The sequence below is a fragment of the Streptomyces sp. DH41 genome, from assembly GCF_029813785.1.
Classification (GTDB): domain Bacteria; phylum Actinomycetota; class Actinomycetes; order Streptomycetales; family Streptomycetaceae; genus Streptomyces.
Window position 1 is genome coordinate 300,551 of the sequence record NZ_JARVKY010000006.1, and the last position, 21,269, is coordinate 321,819.

The 21,269-nt window shown below is 73.9% G+C and carries 12 protein-coding genes; 9 read left to right on the plus strand and 3 right to left on the minus strand.

Translation table 11 applies throughout. The annotated features are described in order from the left end of the window. Nucleotides 1-6 precede the first annotated feature (6 nt). From QC283_RS13085 to QC283_RS13105, 5 genes are all read left to right on the plus strand, one after another. Nucleotides 7-6,504 carry a type I polyketide synthase gene (locus QC283_RS13085; protein WP_279561648.1) on the plus strand — a complete coding sequence of 2,166 codons (6,498 nt, stop codon included), beginning with the start codon at nucleotides 7-9 and terminating at the stop codon, nucleotides 6,502-6,504. Nucleotides 6,505-6,509: 5 nt separating this feature from the next. Continuing rightward, complete coding sequence (locus tag QC283_RS13090) at nucleotides 6,510-9,644, plus strand: type I polyketide synthase (protein ID WP_279561649.1); 3,135 nt, start codon at nucleotides 6,510-6,512, stop codon at nucleotides 9,642-9,644. A 151-nt stretch (nucleotides 9,645-9,795) separates the two neighbouring features. Then, a complete protein-coding gene (locus tag QC283_RS13095; protein WP_279561650.1) occupies nucleotides 9,796-12,996 on the plus strand; it encodes an AMP-binding protein in 3,201 nt (1,066 codons plus the stop codon). A 52-nt stretch (nucleotides 12,997-13,048) separates the two neighbouring features. After that, nucleotides 13,049-13,225, plus strand: coding sequence for a hypothetical protein (locus QC283_RS13100; protein ID WP_279561651.1), 177 nt, complete (start codon nucleotides 13,049-13,051; stop codon nucleotides 13,223-13,225). 1 nt (nucleotide 13,226) lies between these two features. After that, complete coding sequence (locus QC283_RS13105) at nucleotides 13,227-14,216, plus strand: 3-oxoacyl-ACP synthase III family protein (protein ID WP_279561652.1); 990 nt, start codon at nucleotides 13,227-13,229, stop codon at nucleotides 14,214-14,216. Between the two features lie 78 nt (nucleotides 14,217-14,294). Here QC283_RS13105 and QC283_RS13110 read toward each other — a convergent pair whose 3' ends face one another. Together QC283_RS13110 and QC283_RS13115 are read right to left on the minus strand one after the other, a co-directional pair. Next, on the minus strand, nucleotides 14,295-15,053 hold the full coding sequence (locus tag QC283_RS13110; RefSeq protein WP_279561653.1) for a thioesterase II family protein: 759 nt from the start codon (nucleotides 15,051-15,053) through the stop codon (nucleotides 14,295-14,297). Nucleotides 15,054-15,197: 144 nt separating this feature from the next. After that, nucleotides 15,198-17,462, minus strand: a complete 2,265-nt coding sequence (locus QC283_RS13115) for an MMPL family transporter (protein WP_279561654.1) — start codon at nucleotides 17,460-17,462, stop codon at nucleotides 15,198-15,200. 276 nt (nucleotides 17,463-17,738) lie between these two features. On the opposite strand from QC283_RS13115, the gene QC283_RS13120 reads away from it, so the two are divergent. After that, nucleotides 17,739-18,593 (plus strand): GNAT family N-acetyltransferase, encoded by an 855-nt coding sequence (locus QC283_RS13120; protein WP_279561655.1) that lies wholly within the window; start codon nucleotides 17,739-17,741, stop codon nucleotides 18,591-18,593. On the opposite strand, the gene QC283_RS13125 is transcribed toward QC283_RS13120, so the two are convergent. Next, nucleotides 18,551-18,706, minus strand: coding sequence for a hypothetical protein (locus tag QC283_RS13125; protein WP_279561656.1), 156 nt, complete (start codon nucleotides 18,704-18,706; stop codon nucleotides 18,551-18,553). The two genes, QC283_RS13120 and QC283_RS13125, sit on opposite strands and share 43 nt — an antisense overlap. Nucleotides 18,707-18,958: 252 nt before the next feature. On the opposite strand from QC283_RS13125, the gene QC283_RS13130 reads away from it, so the two are divergent. From QC283_RS13130 to QC283_RS13140, 3 genes are all read left to right on the plus strand, one after another. Next, nucleotides 18,959-20,551, plus strand: a complete 1,593-nt coding sequence (locus QC283_RS13130) for an acyl-CoA mutase large subunit family protein (protein WP_279561657.1) — start codon at nucleotides 18,959-18,961, stop codon at nucleotides 20,549-20,551. 85 nt (nucleotides 20,552-20,636) lie between these two features. After that, nucleotides 20,637-20,876 (plus strand): hypothetical protein, encoded by a 240-nt coding sequence (locus QC283_RS13135; protein ID WP_279561658.1) that lies wholly within the window; start codon nucleotides 20,637-20,639, stop codon nucleotides 20,874-20,876. Beyond that, nucleotides 20,876-21,253 (plus strand): fic family toxin-antitoxin system, toxin component, encoded by a 378-nt coding sequence (locus QC283_RS13140; RefSeq protein ID WP_279561659.1) that lies wholly within the window; start codon nucleotides 20,876-20,878, stop codon nucleotides 21,251-21,253. Before QC283_RS13135 ends, QC283_RS13140 begins: the two co-directional genes overlap by 1 nt. Nucleotides 21,254-21,269 lie beyond the last annotated feature (16 nt).

Genomic DNA, 21,269 nt, shown 5'->3' on the forward strand with positions numbered 1-21,269 from the left:
AGAGCCATGACGAACGACAACAACGCCGACGTTCTCGACTACCTGAAGCGGACGTCGATCGAACTGATCGAGACCCGCGAGCGCCTGCGGGAGCTGACCGAGGCCGCCGCCGAGCCCATCGCGGTGGTGGGCGTCGCCTGCCGCTTCCCGGGCGGGGCGACGTCCCCCGAAGAGCTGTGGGAGCTGGTGCGGTCGGGCGCGGACGTCGTGTCGGACCTCCCCCGGGACCGGGACTGGGACGTGGAGAACCTGTACGACCCCGACCCCGACCGGCCCAACAGCTGCTCCGCCCGCGCGGGCGGGTTCCTCTACGACGCGGGCGACTTCGACGCCGAGTTCTTCGGGATCAGCCCGCGCGAGGCGCTGGCCGCCGACCCGCAGCACCGGCTGCTCCTGGAAACCTCCTGGGAGTCCCTGGAACGCGCCGGCATCGACCCGCACGCGCTGCGCGGCAGCGACACCGGCGTCTTCGCGGGCCTGGCCTACTTCGGGTACGGCAACCACTTCTTCACCCCCGAGGCCATCGCGGGCTACGCGCAGACCGGCTCACTGCTGAGCGTGGCGTCCGGGCGGGTGTCGTACGCCCTGGGCCTTCAGGGGCCGGCGGTGTCGACCGAGACCGCGTGCTCGTCGTCGCTGGTGGCGGTGCACCAGGCGGTGCAGTCGCTGCGACAGGGCGAGTGCGGCCTCGCCCTGGCCGGCGGCGTCACCGTCATGGGGACCACGCAGGTGCTGCGGGAGATGACCCGGCAGCGGGGCCTGGCGGAGGACGGCCGGTGCAAGGCGTTCGCGGACGCCGCGGACGGCGCCGGCTTCTCCGAGGGCGTCGGCGTACTGGTCCTGGAGCGGCTCTCCGACGCCCGGCGCAACGGACGCCGGATCTGGGCGGTGATCCGTGGATCGGCGATCAACCAGGACGGCGCGTCCAACGGGCTGACCGCGCCCAACGGCCCGGCGCAGCAGCGGGTGATCCGGGCGGCGCTCGCCAACGCCCGGGTGCGGGCGGCCGACGTGGACGTCGTCGAGGCGCACGGGACCGGTACGACGCTCGGCGACCCCATCGAGGCCCAGGCGCTGCTGGCCACCTACGGGCAGGAGAGAGATCCCGCGAGGCCCCTGTGGCTGGGGTCGCTGAAGTCCAACATCGGCCATGCCCAGGCGGCGGCCGGCGTCGGCGGCATGATCAAGATGATCATGGCGATGCGGCACGGGACCATGCCCCGCACGCTGCACATCGACCGCCCCTCGACCCACGTGGACTGGTCGGCCGGAGCGGTCGAACTGCTCACCGAGGCCAGGCCCTGGCCCAGCACCCCGGGCCGGCCCCGGCGCGCGGGCGTGTCCGCCTTCGGCGTCAGCGGCACCAATGCGCACATCCTCCTCGAAGAGGCCCCCGAGGACGAGGAGGCCCCCCGCACCACCGGGCGGATGCCCGGCGCTCTCGTGCCATGGGTCGTCTCCGCGCGATCGGAGCAGGCGCTGCGCGCCCAGGCGCGCAGGCTGCGCGACCTCGCCGCCGCCGACCCGGACCTGGACCTCGCCGACGCCGGCTGGTCACTGGTGTCCGGCCGCGCCCGGCTCGAACACCGTGCCGTGGTGCTCGGACACGACCGTGACGAACTGCTCGGCGGCCTGGCGGCACTCGCCGACGGCGAGGAGTCGGCCGCGGTGGCGCGCGGCGTCGCCGGGGAACCGGGCGGTTCCGTCTTCCTGTTCCCCGGCCAGGGCGCGCGGTGGGCCGGCGCGGCGGGACCCCTGTACGAGGCCTTCCCCGTCTTCGCCGAGGCCCTCGACGAGGTGTGCGCGCACTTCGACGCCCACCTCCCCTTCGCCCTGAAGCCGCTGCTGCTCGCCGCCGAGCCCGCGGACCGCGAGCGGACGGACGTCGCGCAGCCCGCGCTGTTCGCCCTCCAGGTCGCCCTCTACCGGCTGCTGACCCGCTACGGTCCGGCGCCGGACCACCTGATCGGCCACTCCGTCGGCGAGATCGCCGCCGCGCACGTCGCCGGAGCGCTCGGCCTGGACACCGCGACCCGCCTCGTGGCCGCCCGCGGACGGACCATGCAGACCGTCACCGAGCAGGGCGCCATGCTGGCCGCACGCCTTCCGGAGACCGAGGCGACCGCCCTGCTCGGCGCCTACGACCGGGTCGGCCTCGCCGCCGTCAACGGCCCCGAGTCGGTGGTGTTCTCGGGCCTGCGCGAGCAGGTCCACGCCCTGCGCGACCGGTTCCTGGCCGACGGCGGGTCGGCCAAGCTCCTCCCGGTCGACCACGCCTTCCACTCCCCGCTGATGGAGCCGGTCCTGGACGACTTCGCGGCCTCGCTCGGCGAACTGCCCGCCGGCGAGCAGGCGATCCCCGTCGTCTCGACCCTGCTGGGCCGTGAGGCCACCTCCGAGGAGCTGACGTCCGCCGCGCACTGGGTGCGCCACGTCCGCGAACCCGTCCGCTTCCACGACGCGGTGGAGCACGCCCGCGCGGCCGGCGCGGACGTCTTCGTCGAGGTCGGCCCGGGCGCCACCCTCACCGGCCTCACCCAGGACGCCTTCGCCACAGCCGGCGTCGACGACGCGCTCGTCGTCTCGGCGTCCCGGCGGGACCGCGAGGCGGCCAGGGCGCTGGCCGGCGCACTGGCCGCACTGCACGTGCGGGGCGTCCCGGTGGACTGGGCCGCCCTGTTCGGGACGCGCCGGCAGGTGGACCTGCCGACGTACGCCTTCCAGCGGCAGCGCTACTGGCTGGACTTCCTGGCCGGGACGGGGCCGGCGGACGTGGCCTCGGCCGGACTGGCGGCGCCGGACCACCCGCTGCTGGGCGCCGTGGTGGACCACCCCGGCACCGACGAGGTCGTGTTCACCGGCCTGTGGTCCCTGAAGACCGACGACTGGCTGGCCGGACACATGGTGTTCGGCACCGTCGTCGTACCGGCGACCGCCTACCTGGACCTGGCCCTGACGGCGGGCGGGCACGTCGGGTGCGCCACGCTGGAGGAACTCACCCTGGAAGTCCCGCTGATCCTCCCCGAGACGGGCGACGTGCAGGTGCGGGTCGTCGTCGGCGCGGCGGACGGGACGGGACGCCGCTCGCTGGAGGTGTACTCGCGCCCCCGCGAGGACGCCCGCACCGTCGGCGGCTGGACCCGCCACGCCCTGGGCGACCTGGCACCGGGCACCGGCCCGGCCGGCGACGCCACCGGCTCGCTCGCCGTCTGGCCACCGGCCGGCGCGAGCCGGCTCGCCCTCGACGGCCTCTACGACTCCTTCGCCGACGCCGGGTTCGACTACGGCCCCGCCTTCCGCGGCCTGCGGGAGGTGTGGCGGCACGGCGACGACCTCTTCGCCCTCGCGACCCTCCCGGAGAGCGCCGGGACGGGCGCCTTCGCCCTGCACCCGGCGCTGATGGACACCGTGCTGCACGCGTCGGTGGCCGGCGGCGTCATCGAGGTGACGGGCGAACAGGGCCGGATGCCCTTCGCGTGGGCCGGCGCGCACCTGTCCGGCACCTGCGGCCCGACCGTCCGGGTCCGGCTCACGCCGGCCGGCGAGGACGCCGTGTCCCTGACCGTCGCCGACGAGGACGGCCGCGAGATCGCCTCCGTCGCCTCGCTGACGTTCCGCCCGGCCGGCGCCGAGCAGGTGCGCTCGGCGCTCGGCGGGCGGCAGAGCCCGCTGTACGAGGTCCAGTGGCGGCCCGTCACACGGAGCCGGGCCGCCGGCCGGCCAGGCCGGTGGGGCGTCGTCGGCGACCGCGCCGGCCTGGCCGCCCGGCTCCTGCGGGAGGGCGGCGAGCGTGCCGTGGCCTACGCGTCCCTCGACGACATCAGCCCGGAGGACGCCCCCGCGCACCTCGTCCTGTGCCCGGACGACCACACCGACGGCGGATCCGATCCGCTCACCGCGGTCGGCGCCGCCGACCGGCACGTCCTGGACCAGGTCCAGCGGTTCCTGGCCGAGGAGGCGTACGCCGGATCCACGCTGCTGGTGCTCACCCGCCTGGCCCTCGACACCGGCGCGGGGGAGCGCGTCGAAAGCCTCCCCGGCGCGTCCCTGTGGGGCCTGGTCCGGTCCGCCCAGACCGAACACCCCGGCAGGTTCCGGCTGGTGGACATCGACGACGAGGAGACCTCCTGGGCGGCCTTCCCGGAGGCGCTGGCCCTCGGCGAGGAGCAACTGGCGCTGCGCGACGGTACCTTCCTCGTCCCCCGCCTCGCCCCGGCCACGCCCGCGGACCAGCGACTCGAGGACCCGCCGGAGGGCGCGTACCGGCTGGGCATCCCGGACAAGGGCACGCTGGAGAACCTGACCTGGGTGCCGTGCCCCGACGCCGAGGCACCCCTGGCGAGCGGGCAGGTCCGCATCGCCGTCCAGGCCGCCGGACTCAACTTCCGCGACGTCACCATCGCCCTGGGCCTGGTGGACCGCACGGCCATCGACGCCGGCATCGGCAGCGAGGGCTCCGGCGTCGTCCTCGAAGTGGCCGACGACGTCACCGCCTTCGCGCCGGGCGACCGGGTGGCCGGCATCTTCACCGGTGCCTTCGGCCGCGTCGCCGTGGCCGACCACCGCCTGCTCACGGCCGTCCCCGACGGGTGGAGCCACGCCGAGGCGGCCTCCGTGCCGAGCACCTTCCTCACCGCCTACTACGCCCTCTTCCACGTCACCCGGCTCGAGAAGGGACAGCGGATCCTCATCCACGCCGCGGCCGGCGGCGTCGGCATGGCCGCCGTCCAGCTCGCCCGGCACGTCGGCGCCGAGGTCTACGCGACCGCGAGCCCCGCCAAATGGCCCGTCCTGCGCGGCCTGGGACTGGACGACGCGCACCTGGCGTCCTCCCGCGACCTGGAGTTCGCCGACACGTTCCGCGCCACCACGGACGGCCGGGGCGTGGACGTCGTCCTGAACTCCCTCGCGCACGCCTTCGTCGACGCCTCGCTGACGCTGCTGCCCGAGGGCGGCCACTTCATCGAGATGGGCAAGACCGACATCCGCGACCCCCGGCAGGTGGCCGCCGACCATCCGTCAGTGGCGTACGACGCCTTCGACCTGTACGAGGCCGGCCCCGACGCCATCCACGCGATGTTCCGCGACGTCATGGCACTGTTCGCCGACGGGCGGGTGCGCCTGACACCGGTGTCCGTCCGCGACATCCGCGACGCGCGCGGGACGTTCCGCGAGATGAGCCAGGGCCGCCACGTCGGCAAACTCGTCCTCGACGTCGGCGGCGGCTTCGGCGGCGGCACCGTGCTGGTCACCGGTGGCACCGGGGGAGTGGGCTCCCTCGTGGCACGGCACCTCGTCACCGGGCACGGGGTGCGCTCCCTGGTGCTGGCGAGCCGCCGGGGAGCGGCCGCCGACGGGGCCGACGCGCTGGTCGCCGACCTTCGGGACGCGGGCGCCGAGGTCCGCGTCGTGGCCTGCGACATCGCGGACCGGACCGCCGTGGCCGGCCTGCTCGCCGACATGCCCCCGCGCTACCCGCTGACGGCCGTCGTGCACGCGGCGGGTGTACTGGAGGACGGCACCGTGGAGTCCCTGACGGCCGAGAGCGTCGAGCGGGTGCTGCGGGCCAAGGCCGGCGGCGCGCTCGTCCTGCACGAACTGACCCGGGACCGCCCGCTGTCGGCGTTCGTGCAGTTCTCCGCCCTCGCGGGCACGCTCGGCACCGCCGGACAGGCGAACTACGCCGCCGCCAACGCCTTCCTGGACGGCCTGGCGGCGCGGCGCAGGGCGTCCGGCCTGCCCGGCACCTCGCTGTGCTGGGGCTGGTGGGAGCAGAGCAGCGGCATGACCGGGGATCTGGACGAGGCGGACCTCGTGCGGCTGCGGCGGATGGGCATCGCCGCGATGCCCACGCCCGAGGCGCTGGCCCTGTTCGACGCGGCGTGCGCGAGCGGCAAGGCGGTCCTCGTCCCGGCCCGGGTGGACGTCGCCGCGCTGCGCGGCAGGACCGGCGCGGAACTGCCGCCGCTCCTGCGTGGCCTCGCCGACGTCCGCCGCCCCCGCCGCGACCAGGCCGGGAGCACCGGGGACGACGGCCGGCGCGACCTGCCCGCCCTGCTGGCCGGTGTGCCGGCCGACGAGGCGGAGACGGCCGCCCTGGACTGGCTCCGCGACCAGGTCGCCCTCGTGCTCGGCCACCCCTCCGGCGCCTCCGTCGACGCCGAACAGGCGTTCACCCAGCTCGGCTTCGACTCGCTGACCTCGGTCGAACTGTGTAACCGCCTGGCGTCCCGGACCGGACTGCGCCTGCCGACCACCCTCGTCTTCAGCTACCCGACCCCCCGCGAACTGAGCGACCACCTCGTCGGCCTGCTGCGCCCGGCACCCGGCACCGCCCCGGAGACCGCGGCGGACGCCCCGGCCACGGCGGACGCCCCGGCCACGGCGGACGCCCTGACCACGGCGGACGCCCTGACCGGGGTCGAGGAACCGTCCGAGGCGGAGGAACTGTCCGAACTGGACCTGGACGCCCTGGTCGACCTGGCTCTGGAAGAGAAGAGGTAAGTGAGATGACCGACTCCGCGGAACGCACGGCGGACGGCGCGGACCGGGTCCAGCGGGCGCTCCGCACCCTGCTGGAGGAACGCGACCGACTCCGGCGGGAGAACGACGCCCTGAAGGCCGGCCGCGGCGAGCCCGTCGCCGTCGTGGCCATGGCATGCCGCTACCCGGGCGGCGTGTCCTCGCCCGAGGACCTGTGGGACGTGGTCCGCGACGGCCTGGACGTCGTGGACGACTTCCCCGCCGACCGGGGCTGGCGGGACGTGTACGACCCCGACCCCGACGCCGTCGGCAGCTCGTACACCCGTCAGGGCGGCTTCCTGAAGGACGTCGCCGACTTCGACGCCGACTTCTTCAACATCAGCCCGCGCGAGGCCCTCGCGGTCGACCCGCACCACCGCCTGCTGCTGGAGACCTCCTGGGAGGTCTTCGAACGGGCCGGTATCGTCCCCGCCGACGTGCGCGGCACCGACGTCGGCGTCTTCTCCGGGGTCAGCTCCTCCGAGTACGGGTGGCGCTTCCTGGAGGGCGGCCAGAAGGAGCTGGAGGGCCACCTGCTGTACGGCAGCGCGCTGAGCGTCGCCTCCGGCCGGGTGGCGTACGAGATGGGGCTGACCGGACCGGCCGTGTCCGTGGACACCGCCTGCTCGTCGTCCCTGGTGGCCCTGCACATGGCGGTGCGGTCGCTGCGCTCGGGGGAGTGCTCGCTCGCGCTGGCCGGCGGGGCGCTGGTGATGGCGACGCCCGCGATGTTCGTGGAGTTCTCCCGGCAGGGCGCCCTGTCGGCCGGCGGCCGGTGCAAGGCGTTCGCGGACGCGGCCGACGGGACCGGCTGGGCCGAGGGAGCGGGCGTCCTGCTCCTGGAGCGGCTGTCCGACGCCCGGCGCAACGGCCACCCGGTGCTGGCCGTCGTCCGGGGCAGCGCGGTCAACCAGGACGGCGCCAGCAACGGGCTGACCGCCCCCAACGGCCGCGCCCAGGAGAAGGTGATCCGGCAGGCCCTGGCCAACGCGGGCGTCGCGCCCGGCGACGTGGACCTGGTGGAGGCCCACGGCACCGGGACCACACTGGGCGACCCCATCGAGGCGGACGCGCTGCTGGCGGCCTACGGCCGGGACCGGCCCGCGGACCGGCCGCTGTGGCTGGGCTCCCTGAAGTCGAACATGGGGCACGCCCAGGCCGCAGCCGGGGTCGGCGGAGTCATCAAGGCCGTGCAGGCCATGCGGCACGGGTACATGCCCAGGACCCTCCACGTGGACGCCCCCTCACGCCACGTCGACTGGTCCTCGGGAGCGGTCGAACTGCTGGTGGAGGGCCGCGAGTGGACCCGGCGGGACGGCCCCCGGCGGGCCGGCGTGTCCTCGTTCGGCGTCAGCGGCACCAACGCGCACGTGGTCCTGGAGGAGGCACCGCCCGAGGAACCGCCCGAGGAACCGTCCGAAGAGCGGGCCGAGGAACACGGGCCGGACACGGGCGTCGTCGAAGGCCCGGTGCCATGGGTGCTGTCCGCCAAGAGCGCCCAGGCCCTGCGCGGACAGGCGGGCAGGCTGCGCGACTTCGTCGCCGCCGGTGCGGACCCGGACGACGCCGCTGTCGGCTGGTCGCTGGTGTCGGGCCGGTCCCGGTTCGGGCACCGCGCGGTGGTGCTGGGGCGCGGCCGCGACGAGCTGCTGAGCGGCCTGACCGCGCTGAGCGAGGGCGCCGAGTCCCCCTCGGTGGTGAGCGGCGGCGCCGGCAAGCTCGGCGGCGTCGCCTTCGTCTTCCCCGGCCAGGGGTCGCAGTGGTCCGGCATGGGCCGGCGGCTCTACGACACCTTCCCGGTCTTCGCGCGGTCCCTCGACGCGTGCGCCGACGCCCTCGCCGAATGGGTCGACTGGTCGCTGCTCGACGTCATACGCGAGGTGCCCGGGGCGCCCGGCCTGGACCGGGTGGACGTGGTCCAGCCCGCGCTGTTCGCGGTGATGGTGTCCACGGCCGCGCTGTGGCGGTCCTGGGGCGTGGAACCGGGCGCGGTGGTCGGCCACAGCCAGGGCGAGATCGCCGCCGCCTGCGTCAGCGGCGCGCTGTCGCTGCGGGACGCCGCCCGGATCGTGGCGCTGCGCAGCAAAGCGCTGGTGGGCCTCAAGGGGCACGGCGGGATGGCCTCGGTCGCGGAGTCCGCGGACGTCGTGGCGCGGCGACTGGATCCGTGGGGCGACCGGGTGGGTGTCGCCGTCGTCAACGGGCCCCGCTCCGTCGTGGTGTCCGGGGAACCGGACGCGCTCGACGAGTTCGTCGAGAAGATGAAGGCCGACGGCGTCCAGGCCCGCCGGATCCCGGTCGACTACGCCTCCCATTCCCCGCAGGTCGCCCGGGTCCGCGACGAGGTGACCGGCGCGCTGACCGGCATACGCCCGAGAACGTCGGAAATCCCCTTCTGCTCGACCCTGTACGGCAAGGTCGTCGACACCGCGGGACTGAACGCCGAGTACTGGTACGACAACCTTCGCGAAACGGTCCTCTTCGACACCTCCGTCCGGCGGCTGGCCGACGACGGTTTCCGGGTGTTCGTCGAGATGAGCCCGCACCCGGTGCTGACCGTCCCCGTGCAGGAGATCGTCGAGGACCTGGACGACACGCTGGTGCTGTCGTCCTCACGGCGGGACCGCGACGAGGCGCGGGCCCTGCTGGGCTCGCTGGCCCAGCTCCACGTCCGGGGCGGGCCGGTGGACTGGGACGCCCTGTTCACCACGCGCCGGCGGGTGGATCTGCCGACGTACGCGTTCCAGCGGCAGCGGTACTGGCTCAGCTCCTCGGCCACCGCCGCGGCGACGGCCGAGCTGCCCGCGGACCGGCCCGCCGAGGACGACGAACAGGCCGTCCCCCTGTCGGAGCGGATCGCGGCCCTGACCGACGACGACGCGAGGGCACTCGTGCTGGAACACGTCAGGGAGAAGGTCGCCGTCGTGCTCGGCCGGCCCTCCGCCGACGTCGTCGACCCCGACCAGGAGTTCAAGGAGCTGGGCTTCGACTCGCTGCTGTCGGCGGAGCTGAGCAAGCGTCTGACCGCGACGACCGGACTGAAGCTGAGGGCGAACGTGGTGCTGCGGCACCCCTCGCCGCGGCGGATCGCCGGGCACATCGTGTCCTCGCTCGCGGCGTAGGAGCGTCCCGCCGGCGGGACACCGCAAGGGCTGCGCGCGGCCCGTCCCGCCGGCACCGAGTTGTCTCGAAGAGCCGACCCACTTCCCGGAGGGTGGGGGGTGATCCGCGAATTGCCGATGTCCGGGTCTGTTTGCTGAGGGGTTGATCTGTGTGTCTTCGTTCGGAGCGTCGTCCGCGCATACGGGCATGTGGCGAGCGCAGGAAATGGCTCCCGACACGCCGAACCACGCGCTGACCATGTGGGACGTGGCGGGCGAGTTGGACGCGGCCGTCATGGAGTCCGCTTTCCTGCACGTGATGGGCGAGGCGGAGGTACTGCGCGTCAACTTCGTCGACGACGGCGGCGGACTGCGCCTCGTGCCCCGCCCACTGGGCGACTGGCGGCCGTTCTTCTGGGACCTCTCCGCCGAGGCCGACCCCGAGCAGGCGGCCCGCGAGGCCCTGGCCGACCTGGTCCGCCGGCCGTTCGACCTGGGACACGACCTGCTGTTCCGGCTGGGTGTGGTCAGGCTCGCCGAGAACCGCTCGCTGCTGGTGATCGCCTACCACCACCTCGTCTCCGACGGATTCGGCGCCGGCGGCCTGCTCTCCCGGCGCCTCGCCGAGGTCTACACGGCGCTGGCGCGCGGCGAACGGGTGCCCGAGCTGCCGCACCCCTGGGACACCGCCTCCTTCGCGAACGAGGCGGTGGAGTACCTCGCCTCGCGGAAGTTCACCGAGGACACGGAGTTCTGGGGCGACTACCTCAAGGACGCGCCCCCGCCCGCCCGGATCCCCCGCGTCGCCCTGTCCGAAGCGCGGCGCACCGAGCTGTCGGAGCCGCTGAGCGGCGTCGACCGCTGGTCGGAGGTGGCCGAGGCCATCGGCATGGTGAGCCGGACCCTGACCGTCCCGCGCGCCGAGGCCGACCGGTGGACCGAGACCGCGCGGTCCATGGGCGTGTGGATGTCGCAGATGCTGACCGCCGCCGCGGCGGTGTACTTCCGGCACCGCTGCGACCGCCCGGAGTTCCTCCTGTCCCTCGCCGTCGGCAACCGCGTCGGCGTGGCGAGCAGGACGCCCGGCCTGGCCGTGAACGTGGTGCCGGTGCGGGTGAGGGTCCCGCTCGGCGCGACCTTCACCGAGATCGCCGACACGCTCGTCGACGAGACGTACGAGATCTTCGACCACACCGCCTGCCACTACTCCGACATCCAGCGAGCGAGCGGCACCGTCCTCAGCGGCCGCGGCAGCTTCGGAGCCGTCGTGAACGTCGTCGAGTTCGCGGAGCGGCTCCACTTCGGCGACAGCCCCGCGCGCTACTCGGGCGCCACGACCGGCACCTTCGAGGAACTGTCGATCGGCGTCTACACCGACGGCAGCCCCGACAGCGACCTGTACATCCGGCTCGACGCCCCCGCGGGCCTGTACCACCGCGCCGAACTGCGCCTCATCGGCGAGGAACTGATCTCCTACGTCCGCGCCGCGCTGGACGCGGGCACCCGGCCGGTCGGCGCCCTGGACGTGGTCGACGGCGACGAACGGGACCGGGTGCTCGCGGCGCCGGACGCCGTCGACGCGCCGCTGCCGGGGCTGACGGTCCCGGAGCTGTTCGCCCGGCAGGTCCGGCGCGCCCCGCACGCCGTCGCGCTGGTGTCCGACGGCACGTCGGTCTCCTACCTCGAGCTGGACGAACGCTCCGGCCGGCTGGCCGCGGCGCTGCGCCGCCGGGACGTCGGCCCCGAGACGGTCGTCGCGGTGGCACTGCCCCGGTCGGTGGACCTGGCCGTCGCCCTGCTGGCCGTGGCGAAGGCGGGCGGCGCCGCCCTGCCCCTCGACCCGGCGTCCCCGACGGCACCGGCCGACGCCGCTTTGGCGGGCGCCCTGCTCACCGACGCCGCCACGGCCGGCACGCTCCCGGCGGGCCAGGACGTACCGGTACTGCTGCTCGACGACCTGCGCGCGGACCACGCCGCCGACGACCCCCAAACCGACGTCCCGCCGCACCCCGACAACCTGCTGGCCGTGCTGCACGGCACCGGACCGGGCGGAGCCGCCCGGCCGGTCGCCGTGACCCACCGGAACATGGAGCGGTTCGTCCTGGACCGCCGGTGCCGTGACGCCGGCCGCGGCACGGTGCTGTGGCACACGCCGCACACCTTTGACGCGCTCGCCCTGGAGCTGTGGACGCCCCTGCTGAACGGCGGCCGGGTGATCGTGGCCCCCGAAGGTGAATCGGACACCGACGCGCCGGCCGGACCGCGCGCGGCCCACGACATCACCACCGTGTGGCTGTCCGCGGACCGGTTCATGGCGATCGCGGCCGCGCACCCCGAGCGCCTCGCCGGGCTGCGCGAGGTGTGGACCGGCGGCGACCGGGTGTCCCCGGCCGCGCTGCGCCGGGTCCGCGAGGCCTGCCCCGAGCTGACGATCGTCACCGGGCACGGCCCGGCGGAGACGACCGCCCTCGCCGCCTGCCACCGCCTGCCCGCAGGCGAACCCGTCCGCCACGCGGGCGCCGTCGGGCGCCCCGTGGACCACACCGCCCTCTACGTCCTCGGCCCCGGCCTCGCCCCGGTCCCCGTCGACGTGGCCGGAGAACTGTACGTGGCCGGCCCCGGCGTGGCCCGCGGCTACCCCGGGCGGCCGGCGGCGACCGCGGAACGCTTCGTGCCCTGCCCGTTCGGCCCGGCCGGCACACTCATGTACCGGACCGGGGACCGGGTCCGGTGGACCGCCGACGGCCGGCTCGCCCACGTCGGCCGCGCCGACACCCGGGCCGACGTCCGCGGTGTCCGCGTCGAACTGACCGAGGTCGAGGAGACGCTGTCCGAGCACACCGCGCTCGCGCGGGCCGTCGTGGCCGTCAAGGAGGACGCTTCCGGTCAGCGGCGCCTGGCCGCCTACGTCGTCCCGGCCGCCGGACGGACCGTGTCCGCCGACGAACTGCGCCGCTTCGCCGCCGAACGGCTGCCGGAGTCCACGGCGCCGACGCTGTTCACCGTCCTGGACCAGCTGCCCCTCACCGCGGGCGGCCTGGTGGACCGGGCCGCGCTGCCGCGGCCCGCCTGCGACGACGAGAAGTACCGGGCACCGCGCAACGAGACCGAACGGGCCCTCGCCAAGGCCTTCGCCGAGGTACTGGAACTGGACCGGGTCGGCATCGACGAGGACTTCTTCGACCTCGGCGGCAACTCGCTGCGGGCGATCAGGCTGGTCGGCCTGATCCGGGCGGAGCTGAACCAGGAGGTGTCGATCCGCCGGCTGTTCGCGGCCCGCACCGTCCTCGGACTGTCGGACATGTGGAAGGACCTCGGCCGCTCCAGCCGGCCGGCCCTGCGCAGGCGGACGAAGGAGGGCGCGGTTCTGTGAGCACCGCCGAGAGTGCCTTCGCCGTCGAACCGCCCAGCGGAGAAAGGGAATCATGGACGCGTTGACACAGGCCCCGCCGTCCGGGGCCGGCCCGAGGGAGCCCGGGCACCACGCACGGCCGGCGCGGTACGGGACCGCACCCCTGCCCGCCTTCGGCCAGGACCCCGGCGCCAGCGGCGCGGCCCGGCCCGGCCGGCTGCGCGCACCCGCCTTCGCAGGGGTGTCCTGACATGGGCATCGGCATACTCTCCACCGGCTCCTACCTGCCCAAGCACGAGGTGGACAACGAGGAGGTCGCCGCGCGCGTCGGCGTCACCGCGGAGTGGATCGAACGCAAGACGCAGATCCGCTCCCGCCGCTACGCCGCCCCGCACGAGGCGACGTCCGACCTCGCCGCCAAGGCCGCGGAACGCGCCCTGGCACAGGCGGGACTGACCGCCGGCGACATCGACTACCTCATCGTCTCCACCTCCACCGGCGACCACCCGCAGCCCCCCACGTCCTACCTGGTGCAGCACCTGCTGGGCGCCTACGGGGCCGCCTGCTTCGACGTCAACGTCGTGTGCAGCGGCTTCGTCTACGCCCTGTCGCTGGCCCACAGCCTGGTGACCGTACGGCCGGACACCCGGGTCCTGGTGATCGGGGCGGACGTGTACTCGCGGATCCTGGACTTCACCGACCGCAGGACGGCGATCCTGTTCGCCGACGGCGCGGGCGCCGCGGTCGTCGGGGCGGTGCCGGAGCCGTACGGCGTCATCGCCACCGACCTGTCCAGCCGCGGCGACGCCCATCACCTGATCCGCGTCGAGGCGGGCGGCAGCCGCCACCCGGCGTCGGCGGAGACCGTCGCCGAGGGCGGTCACTTCTTCCGGATGGACGGCCGCGGCGTACGGGACTTCGTCGCCGAACACGTCCCGCCGGCACTGATCGCGCTGGCACGCGGGGCCGGCGTCGACATCGGCGCCATCGACCACTTCGTACCGCACCAGGCCAACGGCGTGATGCTCACCGAGGTCGTCGAACGCGCCGGCCTGGGCGCCGCGCGCACCCACCGCACGCTCGTCGAGTACGGCAACGTCGGCAGCGCCTCGGTACCGGTCGCCCTCGACGAGGCCAACCGCACGGGCGCGCTGACACCGGGCGACCTGGTGCTGCTCGCCGGCTTCGGCGGCGGCATGTCGATCGGAGCGTCACTCCTCACCTGGGGTGCCCGCACCTGACCAGGCGCTCGGCCGGTCCGTACTCTCGCCGCCGCCGCGCCGTACGCGTGACACCGCCCGGGGACGGCCCCGGGCGGTTCAGGAGGCGGGGGCCTCGGTGAGGAGCCCCTCGGTGACGGCCGCGCTGACCGAGTCCAGGTGGTCGAAGAGGTAGAAGTGGCCGCCGGGGAAGACCTTCACCGAGACGTCCTCGCGGGTGTGCGCCCGCCAGGTCCCGGCCTGCTCGACCGTCACCATCGGATCGCTCTCCCCGACCAGCACGGTCACCGGGGCGGCGAGCGGTTCGCCCGCGCGCCAGCCGTACGAGCCGAGCGCCCGGTAGTCGGCCCGCAGCGCCGGCAGCACCATCTCCATGATGTCCGGGTCGTCGAGCATGGACTGGTCGGTGCCGCCCAGCCTGCGCACCTCGGCCAGCACGTCGGCGTCGTCGTACAGTCCGAAGCGGGCCGTGCTGTGCGCGTCCGGCGCGCCCCGCCCGGACAGGAACAGCCGCCGCGGCCCGGGCAGCGGGCCCCGCGCGATCAGCCGGGCCGTCTCGAACGCGACGAGCGAGCCCATGCTGTGGCCGAACAGGGCGTACGGCCGCCCGGGGTCGGCGGCCAGCACCCGCGCCAGTTCCTCGGCCACCGCCTCGGCGAGCCGCGTCAGGTCCGTGAAGGGCGGCTCCAGGTAACGGTCCTGACGGCCCGGGTACTGCACGCACATCACGTCGAGGTCCGCGGGCAGCGCCTGCGCCAGGGTCCTGTACGCCGTCGCGGAACCCCCCGCGTGCGGGAAGCACACGAGCAGCGGCCCGTTCCCCGGGGTGGTGAAGCGCCGGAACCACGTGCTGTTCACAGTTGGTGTCCCTTCGTCTGTGCCGGCCGGTCCACGGGAAACGGCCCCGCCGGCGCCCCGAGCGTGCCGTCCCGTTCTCGACAGGAGGTCGCGGGGCGGTCGAGAGCGTGGCCGGTCCGCGCGCGGACCGGCCGGCGCGGCGTCTCAGTGCACGAGGTCCCGCTCGTGGTCCGTCGCACCGCGCTGCTTCGGCGGTGCGGCGGACCGCAGCCGCCGCTGGAGCTTCTCCCCCTCGACGTCCACGTTCGGCAGCAGCCGGTCGAGCCACCGCGGCAGCCACCAGGCGGCGTCGCCGAGCAGCGAGTGCACGGCGGGCACGATCACCATCCGGACCACGAAGGCGTCGAACAGGACGGCCGCGGCGAGGCCGAAGCCCATCATCGCGACGAGGTCGTCGGTCTCGAGGACGAAGCCCGAGAAGACGCTGATCATGATGATCGCGGCGGCCGCGACCACCCGGCCGCTGTGCCGGAAGCCGGTGACGACGGCGTCCTTCGCGGATGCGCCGTGGACGTACGCCTCACGCATCCGCGTGACCAGGAAGACCTCGTAGTCCATGGCGAGGCCGAAGACCACGCCGATCATGAAGATCGGCAGCGTCGTCATGATCGGTCCGGTCTGCTCGACGCCGAAGAAGCCGGAGGCCCAGCCGAGCTGGAACACCGCGACCAGCGCGCCGAGCGCCGCGCTCACCGAGAACAGGAAGCCGAGCGCCGCCTTCAGCGGGACCAGGAGCGAACGGAACACCAGGAGCAGCAGCAGGAAGGCGAGGCCGACCACCAGGCCCAGGTAGGGCAGCAGCGCGTCGGACAGGGTCCGGGAGAAGTCGATGAACATCGCGGTCTGGCCGGTGACCAGGATCTCGGTGGCGCCCGAGGACGCCTCCAGCGCCGTCGCCCGCGCGCGGATGTCCTTGACCAGTTCCTCGGTCTCGGTGTCGGTCGGGCCGGTCTTCGGGACGATGCTGAAGATGGCGGTGTCCCCGGCCTCGTTGGCGGTGGCCGCGGACACCGAGGCGACGCTCTCGTCCTTCTTCAGCTCCTCGCCGATCCGCCGTCCGGCCGCGGCCGCGTCCTCGCCCTCGACGGCCATCGTCAGCGGGCCGTTGAAGCCGGGCCCGAAGGAGTCGGACAGCAGGTCGTAGGCCTTGCGCTGGGTGGTGTCGGTCGCCATCGTGCCCTCGCCGGGCAGGCCGAGCTCCAGCTTGGTGGCGGGCAGGGCGATCGCCCCGAGGCCGACCACCGCGAGGAGCAGCACACCGAGCGGGCGGCGCACCACGAAGGACGCCCAGCGCGTGGACAGGTTCGGCCTGGTCCGCGCGGCCAGCTTCGCGGTCTTCGCCTCGGACTTGCGCAGCATGCGCGCCGACAGCGGCTTCTTGGCCCGCACGAGGCGCCGGTCGGCGACGCGCACCACCCGGCGCGGCGCGAAGCCGAGCAGGGCGGGCACGAAGGTGACCGCGATCAGCACGGCGACGGCGACCGTGCCCGCCGCGGCCATCGCCATCTTGGTGAGGATCGGGATGCCGACGACCGCGAGGCCGCCCAGCGCGATGATGACGGTGAGTCCGGCGAAGACGACGGCCGAGCCGGCGGTGCCGGTCGCGATGCCCGCGGCCTCCTGCGGGGCGCGGCCCTCGGCGATCTCGGACCGGTAGCGGGAGACGATGAACAGGGCGTAGTCGATGCCGACCGCGAGGCCGATCATCATCGCCAGCGTCGACGTCGTGGCCGACAGCCCGAGGGTGGAGCCCAGCGCGGTGATGCCGGAGACCCCGACCCCCACACCGATCAGGGCGGTCAGCAGCGGCATGCCGGCGGCGATCACCGAGCCGAAGGTGAGGAGCAGGACGATGGCCGAGATCAGTACGCCGATCTGCTCACCGGTGCCGGACACGGTCTGTTCGATCGGGACGGCGTCACCGCCGGCCTCGACGGTCAGTCCGCCGTCGCGGGCCCGGTCGGTGGCCTCGGTGAGCGCGTCGTGCGCCTCGTCGGTGAGGTCGGGCGCGGTGACCTCGTACGTCACCACGGCGTAGGCGGTCCGGCCGTCCCGGCTGATGGTGCCGGCGGCGAACGGATCGGCGACGCCCGCCACCTGGGGCGCCTCGCCGAGTTCGCCCAGGAGCGTCTCGATCGCCGGCTTCTCGTCGGCGATCTTCCCGCCCTCGGGCGCGCGCAGCACGACACGGGCGGTGGCACCGTCGGCGCCCGCGTCGGGGAACTTCTCCTCGAGCAGGTCGAACGCCTTCTGCGATTCGGTGCCGGGCATCGAGAACTGCTCGGTCGGCGGCGTGGGCGCGGAGGAGGCCGCGGCGCCGACGCCGACGACGATCAGCATCCACAGCAGGGTCACGAGGCCCCGCCGCCGGAAGGCGAAGCGGCCGAGTTCGTACAGGAAGGTAGCCACGGGTAACCGCACTTCCGTCGAGTGGGGGGCAGGGGAACCGGTGCGGCCGACCGCCCCGGCTGAGCACAGGGCGGTGGCTCTGACACGCACACACGTTGACCCGGCGACCGGCCGACGGGCCGGATCGTGCGGCAGAACGGAACCGGTACTCGAGCGACCGTCGAGCGGACGGACCGGATCCGGCCAACGGCCGTGCCCCGCGGGGCCGCTCGCCGAGAGCCGTCGTGACCGCCGGCACGGGCTTCCCCGAGCCGGGCGCATCCGCGATCATGCGGCATGCGCCTGGACGACTGGCACCTCACCGAAGACATCGACGGCTTCCTCACCCGCGCCGGAGACTTCCTGCGCTCCCGCCCCGCCCTGCACAACACGCCGCTCACCGTGATGGAGAACTGGCGCAGCCGCCCCGGCGCGTTCCGCCCCGGAACCGTCCTCTTCGGCCGGCTGGAGTCGGGCGGCGAGACCCGGGCGGTCTTCTACCGCCCCGCGACCCGCCGCCTGACCCTCACCCCGCTCTCCCCCGACCGGGCCGACGCGCTCGCCGCCCATCTCGCCGGCCTCGGCCACACGCTGGCCGGCGTCACCGCGGACCACGACACCGCCACCGCGTTCGCCGAGGCCTGGCAGCGGCACACCGGCGCGACGCCGGCACTCCGCGTCCGGATGCACCTGTACCGCCTCGAAAGGCTCACCCCGCCCCACCCGCGTCCACGGGGCCGCGGGCGGATCGCGGGCGAACAGGACCACGAACACCTCATGCGCTGGTGCCGTGAACTCGCCGCGGACCTCGGGGAGGCCGTCACCATCGACGCCGCCTCCTGGCCCGGCACCCGCTTCGCCGAGAAGCGCTACACCTTCTGGGAGACCCCGGAGGGCACCCCCGTCTCCATGGCGGGCGTGAACCCGAAGGTCGCCGGCATGGTCCGGCTGGACCCGGTCTACACCCCGGCCCACCTCCGCGGCCGGGGCTACGCGGCCGCCGTGACCGCCGAGGTGAGCAGGGCCGCGCTCGACGCGGGCGCCACGGAGGTCGTGCTGTACACGAACGCGGCCAACCCCACCAGCAACGCCCTCTACCGGCGTCTCGGCTACCGCCGGATCACCGACTGGGCGCCGTACGACTTCGCGTAGCCGCCCCGGGAGCCGGACAGCCAGGCGAAGGCCCGCCGGTGCCCTCGGGGGATGCGGGCGCCGGCGGGCGGGTCGCTCCGCGGGGGCCAGTGCCCGTCCGTACCGGAGCTCACGACCCGAGCGTTCCGTCCCGCCCTCGACCGGGGCTCGCAGCACGGTGGACCGCCGGCGTCCCCGTCACGCAGCCCCTCTCCGATGCCTGCCCACGCCCCCGCTGTTCGACCGCACAAGCGCTCCTCCACCCGCCCTGCCTAGCCTCCGCGGAAGTACGTACGACCCCGCTCCGGCCCCGCCGACACCCCCCGGACGGCCGGCGCCGCTCCCTCGCCCCAGCGGACCAGTGAGTGTTCGGGAAAGAGAGACAAATGGACCACACGAGAACGCGCGAGTCCGAGTCCGGACTGCCCATCGAACCGGTCTACGGGCCCGGCGCCCAGGTGGGCTGGGACCCGGTGGAGAAGCTGGGCGAGCCGGGGAGGTTTCCGTTCACGCGGGGTGTGTATCCGTCGATGTACACCGGTCGGCCGTGGACGATGCGGCAGTACGCGGGTTTCGGTACGGCGACGGAGTCGAACGCGCGTTACAAGCAGCTGATCGCGAACGGCACGATGGGGCTGTCGGTCGCTTTCGACCTGCCGACCCAGATGGGTCATGACTCCGACGCGCCGATCGCGAGCGGTGAGGTCGGCAAGGTCGGTGTGGCGATCGACTCGGTCGATGACATGCGGGTGCTGTTCGGCGGGATCCCGCTGGACAGGGTCTCCACGTCGATGACGATCAACGCGCCGGCGTCCCTGCTGCTCCTGCTGTACCAACTGGTCGCGGAGGAGCAGGGCGTGAGCGCCGACCGGCTCACCGGCACGATCCAGAACGACGTGCTCAAGGAGTACATCGCGCGGGGGACGTACATCTTCCCGCCGAAGCCGTCGCTGCGGTTGATCGCGGACATCTTCAAGTACTGCCGGGCCGAGATCCCGAAGTGGAACACCATCTCGATCTCGGGTTACCACATGGCCGAGGCGGGTGCCTCGCCCGCGCAGGAGATCGCGTTCACCCTGGCGGACGGTATCGAGTACGTGCGTACGGCGGTCGCGGCCGGTATGGACGTCGACGACTTCGCCCCGCGCCTGTCGTTCTTCTTCGTGGCGCGTACGACGATCCTGGAGGAGGTCGCCAAGTTCCGCGCGGCCCGCCGGATCTGGGCGCGGGTGATGCGTGAGGAGTTCGGCGCGAAGAACCCCAAGTCGCTGATGCTGCGCTTCCACACGCAGACGGCGGGGGTGCAGCTGACCGCGCAGCAGCCCGAGGTGAACCTGGTCCGGGTGGCCGTGCAGGGCCTGGGCGCGGTTCTGGGCGGCACGCAGTCGCTGCACACCAACTCCTTCGACGAGGCCATCGCGCTGCCCACCGACAAGTCCGCGCGTCTGGCCCTGCGCACCCAGCAGGTCCTGGCCTACGAGACGGACGTGACCGCGACGGTCGACCCGTTCGCCGGTTCCTACGTCGTGGAGAGGATGACCGACGACGTCGAGGCGGCGATCCTGGAGCTGATGCGGAAGGTCGAGGACCTCGGCGGCGCGGTCAACGCCATCGAGCACGGCTTCCAGAAGTCCGAGATCGAACGCTCCGCCTACCGCATCTCCCAGGAGACCGACTCCGGCGAACGCGTCGTGGTCGGCGTCAACCGCTTCCAGCTCGACGCGGAGGAGCCGTACGAGCCCCTGCGCGTCGACCCGGCCATCGAGGCCCAGCAGGCCGAACGCCTCGCCAAGCTCCGCGCCGAACGCGACCAGCGGGCCGTCGACACCGCCCTGGCCGCGCTGAAGAAGGCCGCCGAGGGCGAGGACAACGTCCTCTACCCCATGAAGGACGCCCTGCGCGCCCGCGCCACCGTCGGCGAGGTCTGCAACGCGCTGCGGGAGGTCTGGGGGACGTACGTGCCCTCGGACGCCTTCTGAGTCGCGGATCGAGCTGCCGTGGTCACGGATCGCGGAAGCCCCGGGTGGGCAGCGTGCGTATGGTAACGCCTGTTACCATGCGGGTATGGCGAAGACACAACTGGGCGCGCGCGTGGAAGAGGACGTCGCGGAACTCGCGAAGAAACGCGCCGCTGACCTGGGACTGAGCATCGGGGACTACCTCGCCCGCCTCGTACAGGACGACACCAGCGGTCTGCGCGCCCGAGCGGTGGACGCCGCCACCCGCTTCCTGGCCGAACACCAGGTGGTCTTCGACGAAGCCGAAGACGCTCAGCACGCGTCCCGGGGAGCCCGCGCCGCCTGATGGATCTGAGCATCGATGTCCCCTGGATCCTGCGGGTCGCCGAAGCCGCCGGCGTCAACGACCCCGCCCCCGACGACTACGGCGTCCCGGTCGCGGCGGTCGCTCGCCACCGGGCCGAACTGTTCGAGCAGGCCGTCTACGACGGCCCCTACGCCAAGGCCGCCGCCCTGGTGCACACGCTGGGCCGATGCCGCTGGCTGGAACGCTCCAACCTGGCCGTTGCCGCCGCCACCGGCGTGATGTACCTCGAGGCTGCCGGAATCACGGTCAAACCCGCCCGCGAGGACGCCATCGCCCTCAAGGACCTGCTTCTGGACCCGGCCTGCACCACCGGGAGGATCGCCGCCCTGCTGCGGTCCTGGCCCACCACCACCTGAACGACCCGGTCGCCCG

What these genes read in the sequence shown, in the direction of transcription:
- QC283_RS13120 (WP_279561655.1), top strand. Translation starts at nt 17,739, where the DNA reads ATGCGCCTGGACGACTGGCACCTCACCGAAGACATCGACGGCTTCCTC.
- QC283_RS13140 (WP_279561659.1), top strand. Translation starts at nt 20,876, where the DNA reads ATGGATCTGAGCATCGATGTCCCCTGGATCCTGCGGGTCGCCGAAGCC.
- QC283_RS13090 (WP_279561649.1), top strand. Translation starts at nt 6,510, where the DNA reads ATGACCGACTCCGCGGAACGCACGGCGGACGGCGCGGACCGGGTCCAG.
- QC283_RS13100 (WP_279561651.1), top strand. Translation starts at nt 13,049, where the DNA reads ATGGACGCGTTGACACAGGCCCCGCCGTCCGGGGCCGGCCCGAGGGAG.
- QC283_RS13130 (WP_279561657.1), top strand. Translation starts at nt 18,959, where the DNA reads ATGGACCACACGAGAACGCGCGAGTCCGAGTCCGGACTGCCCATCGAA.
- QC283_RS13135 (WP_279561658.1), top strand. Translation starts at nt 20,637, where the DNA reads ATGGCGAAGACACAACTGGGCGCGCGCGTGGAAGAGGACGTCGCGGAA.
- QC283_RS13085 (WP_279561648.1), top strand. Translation starts at nt 7, where the DNA reads ATGACGAACGACAACAACGCCGACGTTCTCGACTACCTGAAGCGGACG.
- QC283_RS13105 (WP_279561652.1), top strand. Translation starts at nt 13,227, where the DNA reads ATGGGCATCGGCATACTCTCCACCGGCTCCTACCTGCCCAAGCACGAG.